Raw genomic sequence first — 15807 nt, forward strand, 5'->3', positions numbered from 1 at the left:
GTCTTTTTTTCTGCTATCCTCTTAAAATACTAGCCATAAGACTCATTTATCCCTTTTTCAGGCGTATTTGTTGAGCCTGATCACTGTATAAGATTAACATGGAAGGGAATTGACAATAAGGAGAGGATTCTTGTGGTGAAAGTTTTAATGATTACGTTCCCAGCTGAAGGACATGTGAACCCAATGTTAGGGATGATCAGTGCATTTGTTGATCGAGGTGATGAAGTGCATGTGGTCACAACTGAATATTATCAAAAGCGGATCAAACGCTTAGGCGCTCACATACATATACATCCAGATTATATTCGCACATTAAGTGTCGAAGAAAGCGATTTAGAGTCCATGCAGCCATTTTTTCATGCCATGCTACAAACGTCATTAGACATTTTAGAAGTGGTGGAAACTCTTTCTCAACAGCATTCATTTGATTTGGTCTATTTTGATATGTTTGGAGCAGGTGAGCTTGTGCGGGATTACTTACAGATTCCAGGCATTGGTTCAAATCCTTCTTTTGTGCTGCAAGAGGCGCATTTTGATACACCTTTATACAGAAAGGATGAGAAGGCGGCTCATCTGTTAGAAGAAATACATGAACGTTTTGGCGTTCAGCCAAATTATTTGATGCAATTCATGAAAAACCGCGGCGAACTGAATATGGTGTATACAAGTGAATATTTTCAGCCGTCTGTTGATGCATTGGATGATTCGTTTGTTTTCATTGGACCGAGTTTTCTAAAACGTGCTGACCAGCACGATTTCCCATTAGAAGCGCTTGAGCGGGAGAAGGTTGTCTTTATTTCAATGGGAACGGTTCTTGGAGATACTGAAGCATTCTTTAATATGTGTATTGATGCCTTTGCCGACTTTGATGGAAAAGTGATTCTCGCAACTGGTGAAAAAATCGACATGTCTCTCCTAAAAGAAGCGCCATCTCATTTTCTCATCGAGCCTTATGTGCCGCAGCTTGAAGTCCTTGAACTGACAGATGTGTTTGTGACCCACGGCGGGATGAACAGTGTCAATGAAGGTATTCATTATCATGTTCCAATGGTTGTCATCCCGGTTGACAAAGATCAGCCGATGGTGGCAAAAAGACTGACGGATCTCTCTGCTGCTCGTGCACTCGATAAAGACCAGCTGACAGCAAAACAGTTGAGAGATACTGTAGAGAGTGTACTCGGAAGTGACACATACCGTGCTGGGATTGAAAAGATTGAAGAAAGTTTCCAAACAGCAGGTGGAACAGAAAAAGCATTACGTGTCATTGATCAGTTTATGCAAGCGAAACAGACTCAATCATGAGTCTGTTTTTTCGGTGAAAAAAGACATTGTATTTCCCAGATCTATATGCTAACATTCAATTCGTAATCATTTCGATTAATAATCGTAATGATTACGATAAAATGAACATTTGGGGGAAGTACATATGAATCATCAACCTGTTTACATAAAGAAAAAGGACGAGAAAAAGCAGTCCTTTGTGACATATACCTTGATGCTGTTTTCAGTCATGGCTTGTTTTCTATTGGCATCTTGTTCTGAAAATAAGACCTCTTCCAGTTTAAGTGGAAGAGAAGATGATGAACTGGTGTATGCAAGTACAAAAGATATAAGAGACATTAATCCCCATCTATATGGCGGGGAGATGGCCGCTCAAAATATGGTGTTTGAATCGCTTGTTGTGAATACGGAAAAAGGCATTCAACCTGCCCTGGCCCAAAGCTGGGATATTTCTAAAGATGGAAAAACCTACACATTTCATCTTCGAGAAAACGTGACTTTTTCAGATGGTGAGCCATTTAATGCGAAGGCTGTCAAAATGAATATTGATGCAGTTGTCAAAAATATTGAAAAAAATGCTTGGCTCAATCTCGTGTCAGAAATTAAATCCACAAAGGCTGTAGATGAACATACTTTTGTTCTCACATTGAAGGAGCCCTATTATCCAACATTAGAAGAACTTGGTTTAACACGTCCATTCCGTTTTATTTCTCCCAAAAGCTTTATTGATGGCACCACATCAAAAGGCGTAAAAGGTTATGCAGGTACAGGTCCTTATGTGTTAAAGGAACATAAGAAAAATCAATATGCCATTTTTGAAGTGAATCATCACTATTGGGGAAAGAAGCCAAAGATTTCAACGGTGAAATGGAAGGTCATGCCTGATCATCAAACCATTTTACTCGCTCTTCAAAAAGGGGAGGTTGATCTCTTATTTGGAGCAGATGGTGACATGATTGATGGAGATTCATTTCAGGCTTTAAAAGAAGCTGGTCAATATGGTGTGACTGTGAGTCCTCCTGTTGGTTCAAGATCTATTGTAATCAACTCCAATCAACCAATAACACAAGATCCAAAAGTAAGAGAAGCATTTCAATATGCCATTCAAAAAGAGATGATTACAGAAGGGATTTTAAATGGAACTGAACAGGTGGCACATACACTGCTCGCCCCATCAGTCCCTTACGCAGATATTCCGCTTAAAAAGAAAACCTATCAAAAAAAGAAAGCAGAGGCATTATTAGATGAGGCAGGCTGGAAGCTAAAAGAAGACGACTATCGCTATCAAAAAGATAAGCCGCTCAGCGTGACCATTTATTATAATTCGGATAATGCAGGTGAAAGAACGATTAGTGAATCGATTCAGCAGGACTTCAAGCAGGTTGGAATCAAGCTGGATATTAGAGGTGAAGAAAAACAGGCATTTTTAGATCGTCAAAAAACAGGAAAGTTTGATCTTATGTACTCTCTATCTTGGGGACTTCCTTATGACCCTCAAACATACGTCTCTTCATTCCGTGTTGCATCCCATGCTGATTATCAAGCTCAGTTAGGATTGAAAAAGAAAAAGTGGCTGGATGAGACCATTACGAAAGTATTGGTGGAGCCGGATGAGCAAAAGAGGGCACAAATGTACCGAGATATTTTGACGTATATTCATGATGAAAATGTCTATATTCCTATCTCGTATTCTGTGACAAAGGCTGTTTATAATAAGCGCCTCAAAGGTGTAGATTTTCATGTATCTCAGTATGAAATTCCTTTTGATCGAATGTATTTTTCGTCATAACCGGAGGCGGAGACATGACACGCTATATCATAAAAAGATTATTATTTCTTTTACCACTCATTGTATTCATTACCTTCTTTGCGTTTGTGCTGCTTGCGATGCGTTCAAGTGATCCAGCTGAGGTCGCTTTACGTGTGAACCAAGTAACCCCAACCGAAGAAATGGTTGAATTCATGCGTCAAGATCTAGGCTTAGATCAACCATTTTTCTTACGATATGCCACATGGCTTAAAGATGGATTAACAGGTGATTTTGGCAGCAGCTATGTCACGCGGGAGCCAGTTCTTGATCTGATCTTGGAGGCACTTCCTGCGACTTTACAGCTTGCAGGGATGTCCCTTTTGTTTATTATTGTGCTGAGTTTGTTGTTCGGAATGGTGTGTGCATATGCGGCACATACATGGTTGGATCGAATCGTGAGAGCATTTGTGTTTATTGCAGCTTCCATGCCTAGTTTTTGGTTGGGCATTTTGTTTATCTGGCTTTTTTCAGTCAAATTTAACTGGGTCAACACGAGTGGAATGGAAGGATTTAAATCGATTCTTTTGCCAGCGATGACTTTATCACTTGGCTACTTATCGACCTATGTGAGACTCATTCGAAATCAAATCCTAAAGTTTCAGCACGAGCCCTTTGTTTTTTATGCAAGAGCTCGTGGTTTAAAGGAACGAACCATTCAATTGAAGGTGATGAGACATGCCCTTCAACTAGCGGTAACAGCACTCGGTATGTCAGTACCAAAGCTCATTGCAGGAACCGTTATTATTGAAAATCTCTTTGCTTGGCCAGGGGTTGGCCGTTTGTGTGTAACAGCTATTTTTCACGCCGATTTCCCTATGATTCAAGCCTATTTGTTTGTGATGGGATGCCTGTTCGTTGTGTGCAACCTTGTTGCTGATGTCATACAAATGATCATGAACCCGCAGTTAAGAAAGGAGGTCTAAAAAATTTGATCGTATGGAATCAATTAAGAAAAGATCGAATGGCTATTCTGTCTATCTGGCTTTTGGTACTTGTCACATTAGCTGGGCTGTTTGCACCGTTTCTATCGCCGCATGACCCAACTGACACGAACATTCTTCAAAAATATGCTGGTGTGAGTCTAACATATCCCCTCGGAACCGATCAGCTGGGGAGATGCGTATTGTCCCGGCTCTTATATGGTATTCGGACAACGATGCTTGCTGCCGTGCTGACAATGTGTATCACGATGCTCATTGGCACGATACTTGGACTCGTAGCTGGCTTTTTTAGAGGGAAAGTTGATGGAGTGTTGATGAGAATATGTGATGTCATGCTGTCATTTCCAGCAGAGGTGATGATTTTGGCTGTTGTGGGCATTATGGGACCTGGGCTTTTCAATATTATTTTGGCCAATGTCCTTGCAAAATGGGCTTGGTATACAAGGATGATTCGTTCGTCAGTCCTGCAATATACGAATGAACCATCTGTTCAGTTTGCGAAAGTATCTGGGGGTTCACCTTTTTATATCCTTCGAAAACATCTATTTCCTCGCATCTCAGGAGAGATAGCTGTCTTTGCTACACTTGACGCAGGCTGGGTCATTTTAAATATTTCTGCTCTGTCTTTTCTTGGATTAGGTGTGAGTGCACCTACACCGGAATGGGGCATGATGCTCAACGAGGCGAAGAATGTCATGGTGACGCACCCGGCTCATATGCTCCCGCCTGGACTTGCGATCTTATTTGTGGTCATGGCACTGAATTTTTTAGGAGACAGTCTTCAGCAGGTCATGAACCCTGCCATGCATCTTAGCAACAAAAAAAGGGGGAGACGGTTTGCCTTTCATCGAGATAAAAAACCTGTCCGTACATGATCCGATTCAACAAAAGGATTTGGCGGCAAATATCACGTTTACATTACATAGACAACGTTGTTTAGGCGTTATTGGAGAAAGTGGAAGCGGAAAATCAACCGTTGCAAAAGCATTAATTGGCCTCATCCCTCCTTCGCTAGAGATGATTGGGACCATTTTGTTTGACGGTGAAAAATTGACAAGTCATGCTGCACAGCGTTGGAGAGGAAAGCGAATTGGCTACATTCCACAAGATGCTATGAATGCGTTCAATCCAATTGAAACAATTGGTCATCAAATACTTGAAACGTTCCAGCGGCATTTGGGCATACGTGGCAAAGAAGGAACAGCACATGCGATTACTGGGCTAGAACGTGTCCATTTAAACAATTCGCATATGTTAATGAAAAAATATCCTCATGAGCTGTCGGGAGGGATGCTTCAACGTGTCATGATTGCCATTACGATCATGCTTTCTCCTGACGTGATCATTGCCGATGAGCCTACAGCATCATTAGATGCATATAACCGGCGTGAAGTCATCACGCAATTACAGACGCTGAAAGAAGAAACAGGAGCTGCCTTGATCATCATTTCGCATGATTTAGGCGTCGTTCAGGCAATCGCTGATGAATTGTTGGTGATGCACCAAGGGGAGATGCTTGAGCATCGTCATGCAAAAGAGATATTTACATCACCTGAGCATCCTCAAACGAGGCATTTACTAGAAACGAGGCTTCGCTTATCGGCACCCCTTGAAGCACTGAGGCAGCAGAAGAGAGTGAGGGCATTCCCATGCTGATCACAGCAAATCAACTACTTAAACATGGAGAAGATAAAGGACGCTTTTTTCATAAAGAGGAATCCCTAGCACGCATAGATCAGGTTTCATTTCAGATTGGAGAAGGTGAATGTGTCGGGTTAGTCGGTGAGAGCGGCAGTGGTAAAAGTACAATAGCACGTACGCTGCTTGGTTTAGAAACATTAGACGGCGGAGAGATAAAGATAGGTGGATGGCCAGCTCATACATGGCGTAAGATGAACCGGGGGGGAATGAGTGTTGTTTTTCAGGATTATCTATCTTCTGTCCATCCTTCCTTTACAGTGAAAGAGATCATAGCAGAACCCATGCAAATAATAAAGCGAAACATGGATGTGAACCAAAAAGTGTTGTCCCTGCTCAAGCAAGTAAGACTTCCATCGTCTTTGCTAAATCAATATGCTCATCAGCTAAGCGGCGGTCAGCTCCAGCGTGTATGCATAGCAAGAGCCATATCGACGAATCCAGCCATTCTCATCTTAGATGAAGTCCTTAGCTCACTTGACGTTTCTGTCCAAGTTCAAATATTGGAACTTCTTGAGACATTAAAGCAAGAGTTAGATATGACCATTCTCATGATTACCCATGATCTAGAGGCAGCCGTTTTTTTATGTGATCGACTTCTTTTTTTACATGAGGGAAAACTTGTGGAAGAATGTAAAAGTGACCAGCTGTTTGAAGCGACTCATCCATTTACGCTCAAGCTAATAGACTCACTCATGCCTTTTCAGCTTGACAAAAAATAACCAATCTTTTATCGTATACGTAACAAATGACGGAAGGGTGACCCAATGCAATGAAGTACTAATCCTATGACCTGTAAGCAAAATGAAAGAACGAAGGCAGTGAGCAAACGATATGTGTTGCTATGTTTGCTGCGTTTTCATTTTTTAGCTTCGGAATAGGATGGTACAGCTTGGGAATCAAAGATTGAAGTGATGGATACTGGGGATATGTGTGCTCATTTGATGAACCGCATGTCATTCTGTATCGATACGCTTATTTTTGTACACCATTTTGCCTCCTATTCTGAGAATGGGAGGCTTTTTCATGTCTCCTGATACGAAAGGAGAGGGTTGGATGTTACTGAGAGCCCACCAATTAAAAGTATTTCGAAAGGATCGTTTGTTATTTGATATAGAGGAGCTTGCCATTCATCAAGGGGACCGAATCGGCCTTGTAGGGACAAATGGCAGTGGGAAAACGACATTGCTCCATGTACTAGCGGGGAGGGAAAAACCAGACAGCGGTACATTTGCACATACTACAACTTGTACGCTGCTTCCTCAACTAAAGACAGGAGATGGCAGACAAAGTGGCGGAGAGATGACTCAAGCTTATATTGAAAGAGCTTTAAGCCGGCCTTCTGCCCTTTTATTAGCCGATGAACCCACGACTCATTTAGATACGGAGCATATTGAGTGGCTAGAAGAAAAGCTTTGTCATCATCAAGGTGCTCTGATTGTCGTCTCGCATGACCGTGCTTTTTTAGATGCGTTATGTACAGACATTTGGGAATTGGAAGATGGGAAGCTCAAACTATACAAAGGCAACTACAGCGATTTTGCCCGGCAAAAAGAACTCGAACATCGCCAGCACGTGGAGGCGTACGAGGTGTATACCCAAAAGAAAAAACAGTTAGAACATGCACTGCAAAAGAAAATGAAAAAAGCCGACAAAGCGACAAAGCCATCTCCAAAGCTGAAATCCTCGGGGCCTAAAATTGCAAAGCCTTATTATGCAAACAAGCAAAAAAAGCTTCAAAAAACAGCCAAATCTATTGAAACAAGAATGGAGAAATTAGAAAAGGTGGAGAAGGTAAAGGAAGTCCAGCCTCTTCAAATGACGCAGCACACCATGAAGGAAGTGGCAAGCCGCTCCATTTTTCGTGTCGAACATGTAGATGGCATGGCAGGAGATAAAGTCCTTTGGAAAAAGGCGAATGTTGAAGTGAGAGGCGGAGACAAAGTCGCGATCATTGGGAAGAATGGGAGTGGTAAAACGACATTTCTCCGAATGCTTGTAAACGGACATCCCGGGATTTTTCGTTCAGAAGCCGTGAAGATTGGCTATTTCAGCCAAGATCTTTCAGGACTGAATCTAGATGAATCGATCTTACAAAATGCACTGGAACAGGCGATTCAAGATGAGACGATCGTTCGCACCGTTTTAGCGAGACTTGGGTTTCGGGGAGACGATGTGTATAAGCTGACGAACGTATTAAGCGGCGGGGAACGAGTGAAGACGATGCTTGCAAAGTTGCTCGTCAGTGATGCCAATGTTCTGATGCTTGATGAACCGACGAACTTTTTAGACCTTGCGGCAGTAGAAGCGCTTGAAGGACTTTTAAAAGATTACCCGGGCACAGTTGTGTTTGTCTCCCACGACAGGAGGCTCATTGAGCAGGTGGCTACTCGTATTCTTCATGTGCACGAGGGTACCATTGAACGCTTTGATGGCACCTATGAAGAATATAAACAAAAGGAAGAAAAGCCAGCTGCTACAAAGAAAGAAGAAGAGCTCCTGCTGATTGATATGCAGCTGTCTGAAGTGCTCAGTCGTTTAAGCATCGAGCCTTCTCGTGAGCTTGAAGAGACGTTTCAAGCATTGTTAAAAAGAAAGAAGTTGTTAGAGTCATAAAAAAAGCCCCTGTGTTTACTGCACAGGGGTCTGTTCGTTTCGTTCTTTTTTCAATTGTTCAAGTTCGCTGACTGTGACAAGCTGGTAGCCTTGTTTGGTGAGTTCATGTATGATCTTCACTGCTGCTCGAGCAGAGCTGTCATAAATATCGTGCATGAGTACGGTTTTGCCATCTGCTGCATGTGAGAGAACATGGTTTGTGATCTGCTGGCTGTTGCGAATTTTCCAGTCTTCAGGATCGACATCCCACAATGAAACGTTCATGCCCACCGCTTGATTGATGTCGGGATTTGTTCCTCCATATGGCGGTCTAAAGTGCGTAGGAGTATAACCGCTGGCCTTTTCAATCAGCTTCTGCGTGTCTTTTACTTGTTTGACCGCTTCTTTTAGAGGGAGTCTCGTTAATAAAGGATGGTTATATGAATGGTTTCCGATCTCATTTCCGCTCTTTAAAATGTCGGCAAGCATTCCAGGATAATACTGAACCCTGCTTCCTAATACGAAAAAGGTGGCGTGTCCTTTATTTTCTTTCAGCGCTGCTAAAATGGTTGAAGTTGTGGCTGGGTTTGGACCATCATCAAATGTGAGTGCGATGGCTTTTTTATTCGGATCAAGCTTTGGCTTTTGCGGCAGCTTGACGGCTTTTCTTTTTGGATTCGGTTCTTTGATTTCATTCTGATTTTTGGTCTTGTTCATATATTCAGGCTTCAAGATATCTTTTAGCAACGTCTTTTTGATCGCCAGCGTTTGCGGACCTAAGTCCTTTGCGGCTACTTGAGAAGCTGGGAAATAGAACTCTATATATTTCTCTTTTAAGGCGAATTGACTGAAGTTTTGATCAGTAGGGGCTGTTCCTTTTTGAAGGAGTGATAGATCCTTAGACAAGGTTTTATCTTTTTTAAGCTCCGTGTATGTAATATAGGATAATTTTTTCAAATAGTCCTTTTTTGGTTGAAATAAATCTTTTGTGTCAAGAAAGTCTTTTTTCTGAAAATCGAAATTGATTGTGACGTGATGAGTGGTCCCATTTTGCTGACCTGTATACGTGTAGGTCGTAAAATAAATGGCCGCAGATTGTTTTGCATAGTGCACCATGTCATAGTCAATATTCAGTTCAAACCGTTTGTTTTCATCAATGTCCTTTGCTTCACTAAATGTCTTTTTGAAATGCTCTAATGCTGAATTCGCATAGCTTTGAATCTTGTCATCTAACTTTTTTTGATGAAAAAGTGGATAGTTCACCGCATATCTCATAAACTTCCCGTCATTTACAAGAGTGACAATTTCAACATTTTTATAATTCGTATCCTGCTTCACATTTTTCTTCTCTGTACCGCTTGCTTGCTGATTTTGAAAGAATGCAACTGCTCCAATGACGATGGCAAGCGCAAATAGGATGATACTCCATTTTCCCTTTACTGACACAACTTTCAATTCTCCTCTCATGACGGGTCATTCTTTATTCCTTTGACATCTGTTTGTAATATTTTTATAACATTTGACTTACTTTTGTAATTTTAGGGGATTTTCATGCGGAATGTCAACTATTTTCCTATTAAAATACTGTAAAAATTGATAGGTCTTTCAGAACGAGAAAAAGCAGAAGAAAAGAATTCTCTTATTTGCCGTCTACACATACCTTCAATAATTAAAAAAATGAGCCGTACATTGATTTTTCAAAGGCTGACGGCTATAATTTTGATGATTATGATTCTCATTTTCAAACTGACTTTTAATGAAGAAAAGGATGACACCGATTTTGCCGGATAAGCGAACATCTCAACAAAAACGATCATCACCTATTTTGTTCTTTTTATTGTTTTTTCTCGCTGTCATTGGTTTATTGGCGGCTATGTTTTTGGCTGTTTCCTACGGTGCAAAGTCATTGTCTTTGCAAACGGTCTGGACAGCTGTGTTTGACTATCAGTCTCATGTAACAGAGCAGCAGATCATTCATGAATTAAGGCTTCCTCGTGTGCTAGGAGCTGCGCTTGTTGGAGCGGCGTTTGCTGTGGCAGGTGCGCTCATGCAAGGCATTACAAGAAATCCGCTGGCAGATGCGGGGATATTAGGCATTAACGGCGGTGCGATGTTTGTAGTCGCTCTCTGTTTTGCTTTTTTTCCAGGAATGCCTTATTCGGCATTGATGTTATTTTCTTTTTTTGGTGCCGTTCTCAGTACACTGCTGATCTTTGCCATTGGGGCGGCTGGCGGCGTGCTGACCCCACTTCGGCTCACTGTAGCTGGAGCTGTTGTTGCCGCATTGCTGCATGCGCTAAGCTCAGGTATCGCCATTTACTTTGATCTCAGTCAGGATCTGGCTTTTTGGTATGCAGGGGGTGTGGCAGGTGTCAAATGGCCGCAGCTGATGATCCTTGCTCCAGTCATTCTCATTGTCATCGTTTGGGCGATGTTATTAGGACGATCCCTCTCGTTATTATCACTTGGTGAAGATGTAGCTGCGAATTTAGGGGTGAAAACCCGGCAAGTGCGAATACTAGGTATGGCAGCTGCGGTTCTGCTGGCAGGCGTTTCTGTATCGGCGGTTGGGTCTATTGGGTTTGTCGGGCTTGTCATTCCGCATATTGCACGAAAGCTGGTTGGGGTCAATTATCGTTTCGTCATTCCGATGTCAGCGATTTTAGGCGCAATGCTTCTCGTCTTCGCTGATCTTGCCAGCCGGACAGTAAATCCGCCAAGAGAGCTTGCCATTGGCGTCATGGTGGCACTTGTTGGTGTTCCTTTCTTCTTATATATTGCCAGAAAAGAAGGGAGGAACCTGTCATGAAAGAGAAACGGCGTGCTCTTGTCGTGACAGCCGTTTTGCTTTGTCTGAGTGCGGCTGTCGTGCTGTATAGTTTAAATACCGGCACGCTGAAACTCAGTCCTCTCGTTGTCGTCAAAACGTTATTTGGCTTTGGAGATTTCCAAAGTGAGACGGTGCTGTTTGATTATCGTCTGCCTCGAATCGTCGTGACGATACTAGCTGGAATAGGTCTAGGTATTGCAGGTGGCATTTTGCAGAGTTTATCCCGCAATCCACTGGCTGACCCTGGGATTATTGGTCTGAATGCAGGAGCCGCATTCGGCTTAATCATCTTTGTGACGTATTTTCACGTACTAGAAGGAAATCCATCTTTACTCATTCCGCTCTTTACATTTGGTGGAGGCCTACTTGCGGCGGCAGTCATCGTTCTTCTTGCGTACGACAGGCATGAAGGGCTTGTGCCTATCCGGCTGATCCTTGTTGGAATTGCCGTAGCTGCGGGGTTTAGTGCATTGACGTTATATTTGTCATTGAAACTGGATGAAGATACATACACCTTCGCTTCAAGGTGGCTTGTGGGAAATGTATGGGGAAGAGACTGGATTCATGTGCTTGCGCTCCTACCTTGGATCGTATGTCTTGTCCCGCTTACGCTCATGCAGTCCAGCACACTCAATGCGTTAACATTAGGTGATGCCGTCGCCTCAAGTGTCGGAGTACGTGTAGAGCGCAAACGACTTTTTCTTCTCACCTTAGCTGTTGGTCTAGCAAGTGCAAGTGTATCGATGACAGGCGGAATTGGTTTTATTGGCCTTGTTGCACCTCATTTGGCGAGGCGTCTTGTCGGCTCACTGCACCAATATTTTTTACCAGTGAGCGCTTTGCTTGGATTGTTGATTTTGGTCAGTGCTGATACACTCGGACGTTCCATATTTGCCCCAAATGCCATCCCAGCGGGTGTGGTTGTGGCTTTTATCGGAGCACCTTATTTTCTCTATTTACTAACAAAAACAAAATAAGAAAGAGGAACTCATCATGAAAAAAGTACTTGTGTTTGGTTTAACGCTCTGTTTCTTGATTCTGGCCGCTTGTGGTCAACAGGAAACAAAGAAGACAACAAATCAAGATGAAAACGGAACACCTAAGATTGCGTCCTTGTCGATTCATTTAACAAATGACTTATTAGCACTCGGGATAAAACCTGCTGGCTCTGTTGTAGGGGGAGACTTAAAAGATTTCCTTCCACATGCGAAAAAGCAGCTTAGCCAAACGAAAAAGCTGGGCATCGCAGCAGATCCTGATATGGAGTCATTGCTTGCTTTAAAACCAGATGTCATTTACGTCGATGAAGAACTGGCTGGACAAGACTTATCAAAATACAAGAAAATCGCCAAAACCGAAGTGTTTAATTTAAATGATGGCACATGGCGTGATCATTTGAAAAAAATCGGCAAGCTCGTCAATAAAGAAAAAGAAGCCGATCAATATATTAAGGACTACAATCAAGAAGCAAAAGAAGTCAAATCACTCATCCAGAAAAAGATTGGAAATGGAAAAGTGATGGCGATTCGTGTAACAGCAAAAGAGCTTCGAGTATTTAGTATGAAACGTCCGATGGGGCCAATTTTATACGATGATTTAGGACTGACACCTGTAGATGGTGTGAAAAAACTGGACAGCAAACGTCCATTTGAAGTCATTTCTCAAGAAGTGCTTCCTGACTTTGATGCAGATGCTATTTTTGTCGTCGTGAACCGTGATGATAAGGCGCAACAGGCATTCAAACAGTTAGAGCAGACGCCGATTTGGAAAGGCCTAAAAGCCGTGAAGAAAAACCAAGTGTATCCGATTGCCGATCAGCCATGGTTAGATTATTCAGCTCTAGGCAACAAAATGGCAATGGATGAAGCAAAAAAGATGTTCTCTAAATAAACAGCACATAAATCAAGGCATCATTCCGCATCTAGGAATGATGTCTCTTTTTTGATTCGATCTTCTATTCATTCGCTTTTTGCATACATATGAGAGGGAACGAGCAGTATCGCCCGTATGAAAGGATAAGGGGAGGGGTTACAGTTGAAGGTTCAAAAAATTAGTGCAGGCACTATTGCGAGGCTTGTGCTGCTTTTATTGGCACTTGTGAACAGCGCTCTCACTGCTGCAGGAAAAAGCCCAATTCCAATTGATGAAGAAGGTGTGCAGCAATTCATTACGTTAGCCTTTCTTGGCATCACATCACTATGGGCCTATTGGAAGAACAATGATATTACGAAAAAAGCACGAACCAAAAAAGAAGAATAACAGAAAACAGAGCCTTTTCATGCAAAAAGGCTCTCAGCATTTAGACAAACTCTCGCATTCGGTGTCAGCCCTGCGCTCGGGTGCTCGTCCTTACTAGACTGCAAAGGTTTTCTATCACGCTGAAAAGAAGACAAAGGGCTAAAATAAGTTCATTTTAGCCCTTTGTCCATAAACTGAAAAGAGCCTTTTCATATAAAAAGGCTCTATTTCATCGAAGCGACAAGCGCCTCTCCCCGCAAATTGGTTTGATCTCAGTGGCTTACGCCCGGTGTTCTCCCATATTGGTAAGAAACGCTTTCACTTCCTCGATGGTTAAGCCAATGGCCTTTGCTTCACTCATGAGACGCTTCCATTCTGACATATTTGAGTCGGTCAGCTTTCTATGATGGACATGTAACGTCTTTCCTTCCTGCTCCTTTCTGTAGGTTTGGAGCAGCTGATACAGTTCTTCTTTAGGCATGCCGGATTGGACGGCATGAACGATATGATCCCGCCACTCCTGTTCACCGCCCTCAGCGTAATGAAACATCATCGTTTCTGCATCAAACAGCTCTTGTAAATCAATGTCTAGTGATGAGGATACCTTTTTTAAAAACTGGACAGATGGATTACGATGGACACCACGCTCAATTTTACTCAAATACGATTTAGAGACATGGGCATCTTCAGCCAGCTGCTGGATTGAGTATCCTTTCCTCTTTCGGTAAATGCGTATCACCTTTCCTATCATTCGATATATGATCTCCCTTCTCCCCGGCGAATCGTTCTGCGACCTTTTCGTTCATTATAAGAAATAAATTGTTCTTTATAAAATTCAAAAACGTAAGAAACAGGAAGTAAACAAAAGAAAACGAACGATTTCGTTCTTTAAAAAGAACTATAAGACCTATTATGACATTTTTCTTTGCGGGTATTATCTTTTATAATCCAATCATTAACAAAAAGAAACCATATATAACCTTTTTATGATGAAATCGGGAGGTATCTATGAATGAGAATATAGGTTTTAAGCAGCTGTTTTCTGTCATAAAAGAGAAAATGGCCCTTCTGATCCTGATTGTCCTGATCGTAACGGGCATTTCAGCCTACTATCAGTTCTATGTCTCGACTCCTGTATATCAGGCAACCACTCAAATTCTTGTTCATAAACGAAGCAGTGATGCACAAGCGAATTTAAACGATATTCAGATGAACCTTCAATATACACGTACCTTTCAAGTCCTATTAAAAAGTCCAATCGTTATTGAAAAAGTAAAAGAAACACTCAATCTTACAGAATCGGCGGAAGGATTAAAACACAAAATTGCCACAAGTACAGAAAATGAGTCAGAGGTCATAAATATTTCTGTACAAGATGAGGACCGAGCGAAGGCAGTAGCCATTGCGAATACAGCCACAGAGGTGCTGCAAGAAGAAATCAAAAAAACCATGAATATGGATCGCATTAATGTTTTGTCTGAAGCCAAGCTGTCCAACACGATACTGATGAACTCACGTAAATTCGTTCACATCGTTCTGGCACTAGGCGCCTCTGTATTAGGGGGAATGACACTCATTTTCTTAATGAATTTACTCGATGATACGGTGAAACGAACACATCAAATAAGAGAAGAGATCGGATTGCCGTCGCTCGGCAGTGTCTATCAGATGCAGGCAGACAGGAGGGCAAAAAAAGACAAGCAGTCCGTCATAACGGGAGGACAGAACATTGATTTTTAAGAGGAAAAAACGAGAAAAAAGAGATTTATCCTGTATTTCTGTATTAAATCCTCACTCTGTCATTGCGGAACAATTCCGAACGATCCGAACGAACATCGAATTCACGTCGATTCAAACGAGGTTGAAGTCGATATTGGTCACATCCTCCTTGCCGAAGGAAGGAAAATCATTTACGGCTGCAAACTTGGCAGCTGTTTTTGCACAGCAGAAAAAACGGGTCTTGCTCATGGATGCTGATTTACGTAAACCAGCCATTCATGAATATTTTGATCTGAGTCCGCACACCGGATTGACCAATGTGCTATTAAATAATTGCAGTTTGGAAGAAGCCATTTTGCCTACACCGATTGAGCATTTAGAGCTGCTTCCGAGTGGGACCATTCCGCCAAATCCCGCTGAACTGCTTTCCTCCTCTGTGATGAAGCAGCTATTTTACGAGATTGAGCAGCAGTATGACATGGTGATTGTTGATTCCACACCGCTTCTACCTGTAGCCGATGCCAAAATATTAGCAAACCGGACGGATGGAAGCATTCTTGTGGTTTTAAGCGGTAAAACGAAGATTGCCGCTGTGAAGAAATCAAAAGAAGTATTAGAGGGTACGACAGGGAAACTGCTTGGGGCGATGCTAAATGGCAAGAAAGTGAAAAAGGGAAGGCACTATATGTATTAAA

General features: G+C 42.2%; 15 protein-coding genes. 13 read left to right on the top strand and 2 right to left on the bottom strand.

Annotated elements, in window-relative coordinates:
* The first annotated feature begins 132 nt into the window (after positions 1–132).
* The 7 genes from MHH23_RS04540 (at position 133) to abc-f (ending at position 8346) form a co-directional block, all read left to right on the top strand.
* Positions 133–1302, top strand: coding sequence for a macrolide family glycosyltransferase (locus tag MHH23_RS04540; protein WP_340958978.1), 1170 nt, complete (start codon positions 133–135; stop codon positions 1300–1302).
* Positions 1303–1426: 124 nt separating this feature from the next.
* Positions 1427–3070, top strand: a complete 1644-nt coding sequence (gene nikA, locus MHH23_RS04545) for a nickel ABC transporter substrate-binding protein (RefSeq protein WP_340958980.1) — start codon at positions 1427–1429, stop codon at positions 3068–3070.
* Between the two features lie 14 nt (positions 3071–3084).
* Positions 3085–4014 carry a nickel/cobalt ABC transporter permease gene (gene opp1B, locus MHH23_RS04550; protein ID WP_116306256.1) on the top strand — a complete coding sequence of 310 codons (930 nt, stop codon included), beginning with the start codon at positions 3085–3087 and terminating at the stop codon, positions 4012–4014.
* 5 nt (positions 4015–4019) lie between these two features.
* Positions 4020–4907: a nickel/cobalt ABC transporter permease gene (gene opp1C, locus MHH23_RS04555; protein ID WP_116306254.1), complete on the top strand. Its 888-nt coding sequence runs from the start codon at positions 4020–4022 to the stop codon at positions 4905–4907.
* Positions 4870–5688 (top strand): ABC transporter ATP-binding protein, encoded by an 819-nt coding sequence (locus MHH23_RS04560; RefSeq protein WP_047945655.1) that lies wholly within the window; start codon positions 4870–4872, stop codon positions 5686–5688. Before opp1C ends, MHH23_RS04560 begins: the two co-directional genes overlap by 38 nt.
* Positions 5682–6452, top strand: a complete 771-nt coding sequence (locus MHH23_RS04565) for an ABC transporter ATP-binding protein (RefSeq protein WP_047945656.1) — start codon at positions 5682–5684, stop codon at positions 6450–6452. The genes MHH23_RS04560 and MHH23_RS04565 overlap by 7 nt, the downstream gene beginning before the upstream one ends.
* Before the next feature lie 334 nt (positions 6453–6786).
* Positions 6787–8346, top strand: coding sequence for a ribosomal protection-like ABC-F family protein (abc-f, locus tag MHH23_RS04570; protein WP_223255592.1), 1560 nt, complete (start codon positions 6787–6789; stop codon positions 8344–8346).
* A 15-nt stretch (positions 8347–8361) separates the two neighbouring features.
* Here abc-f and MHH23_RS04575 read toward each other — a convergent pair whose 3' ends face one another.
* Positions 8362–9771 carry a polysaccharide deacetylase family protein gene (locus tag MHH23_RS04575; protein ID WP_041091297.1) on the bottom strand — a complete coding sequence of 470 codons (1410 nt, stop codon included), beginning with the start codon at positions 9769–9771 and terminating at the stop codon, positions 8362–8364.
* A gap of 310 nt (positions 9772–10081) precedes the next feature.
* Here MHH23_RS04575 and MHH23_RS04580 point away from each other — a divergent pair, with 310 nt between their 5' ends.
* From MHH23_RS04580 to MHH23_RS04595, 4 genes are all read left to right on the top strand, one after another.
* A complete protein-coding gene (locus MHH23_RS04580) occupies positions 10082–11134 on the top strand; it encodes a FecCD family ABC transporter permease (RefSeq protein WP_038475387.1) in 1053 nt (350 codons plus the stop codon).
* Positions 11131–12132 carry a FecCD family ABC transporter permease gene (locus MHH23_RS04585; protein ID WP_025208010.1) on the top strand — a complete coding sequence of 334 codons (1002 nt, stop codon included), beginning with the start codon at positions 11131–11133 and terminating at the stop codon, positions 12130–12132. Before MHH23_RS04580 ends, MHH23_RS04585 begins: the two co-directional genes overlap by 4 nt.
* Before the next feature lie 16 nt (positions 12133–12148).
* Entirely contained in the window at positions 12149–13045 is an 897-nt protein-coding gene (locus tag MHH23_RS04590; RefSeq protein WP_007500130.1) for an iron-hydroxamate ABC transporter substrate-binding protein, read from the top strand.
* 144 nt (positions 13046–13189) lie between these two features.
* Positions 13190–13414, top strand: a complete 225-nt coding sequence (locus MHH23_RS04595; protein WP_008347764.1) for a phage holin — start codon at positions 13190–13192, stop codon at positions 13412–13414.
* A gap of 259 nt (positions 13415–13673) precedes the next feature.
* On the opposite strand, the gene slrR is transcribed toward MHH23_RS04595, so the two are convergent.
* Positions 13674–14144: an HTH-type transcriptional regulator SlrR gene (gene slrR / locus MHH23_RS04600; RefSeq protein ID WP_007500131.1), complete on the bottom strand. Its 471-nt coding sequence runs from the start codon at positions 14142–14144 to the stop codon at positions 13674–13676.
* A gap of 257 nt (positions 14145–14401) precedes the next feature.
* On the opposite strand from slrR, the gene MHH23_RS04605 reads away from it, so the two are divergent.
* Both MHH23_RS04605 and MHH23_RS04610 read left to right on the top strand, forming a co-directional pair.
* On the top strand, positions 14402–15133 hold the full coding sequence (locus MHH23_RS04605) for a YveK family protein (RefSeq protein ID WP_024719858.1): 732 nt from the start codon (positions 14402–14404) through the stop codon (positions 15131–15133).
* Positions 15123–15806: a CpsD/CapB family tyrosine-protein kinase gene (locus MHH23_RS04610; RefSeq protein WP_008347761.1), complete on the top strand. Its 684-nt coding sequence runs from the start codon at positions 15123–15125 to the stop codon at positions 15804–15806. The genes MHH23_RS04605 and MHH23_RS04610 overlap by 11 nt, the downstream gene beginning before the upstream one ends.
* Position 15807: the final 1 nt, after the last annotated feature.

It is taken from the genome of Bacillus sp. FSL K6-3458, from assembly GCF_038005045.1.
GTDB classification, from domain to species: Bacteria; Bacillota; Bacilli; order Bacillales; family Bacillaceae; genus Bacillus; species Bacillus altitudinis.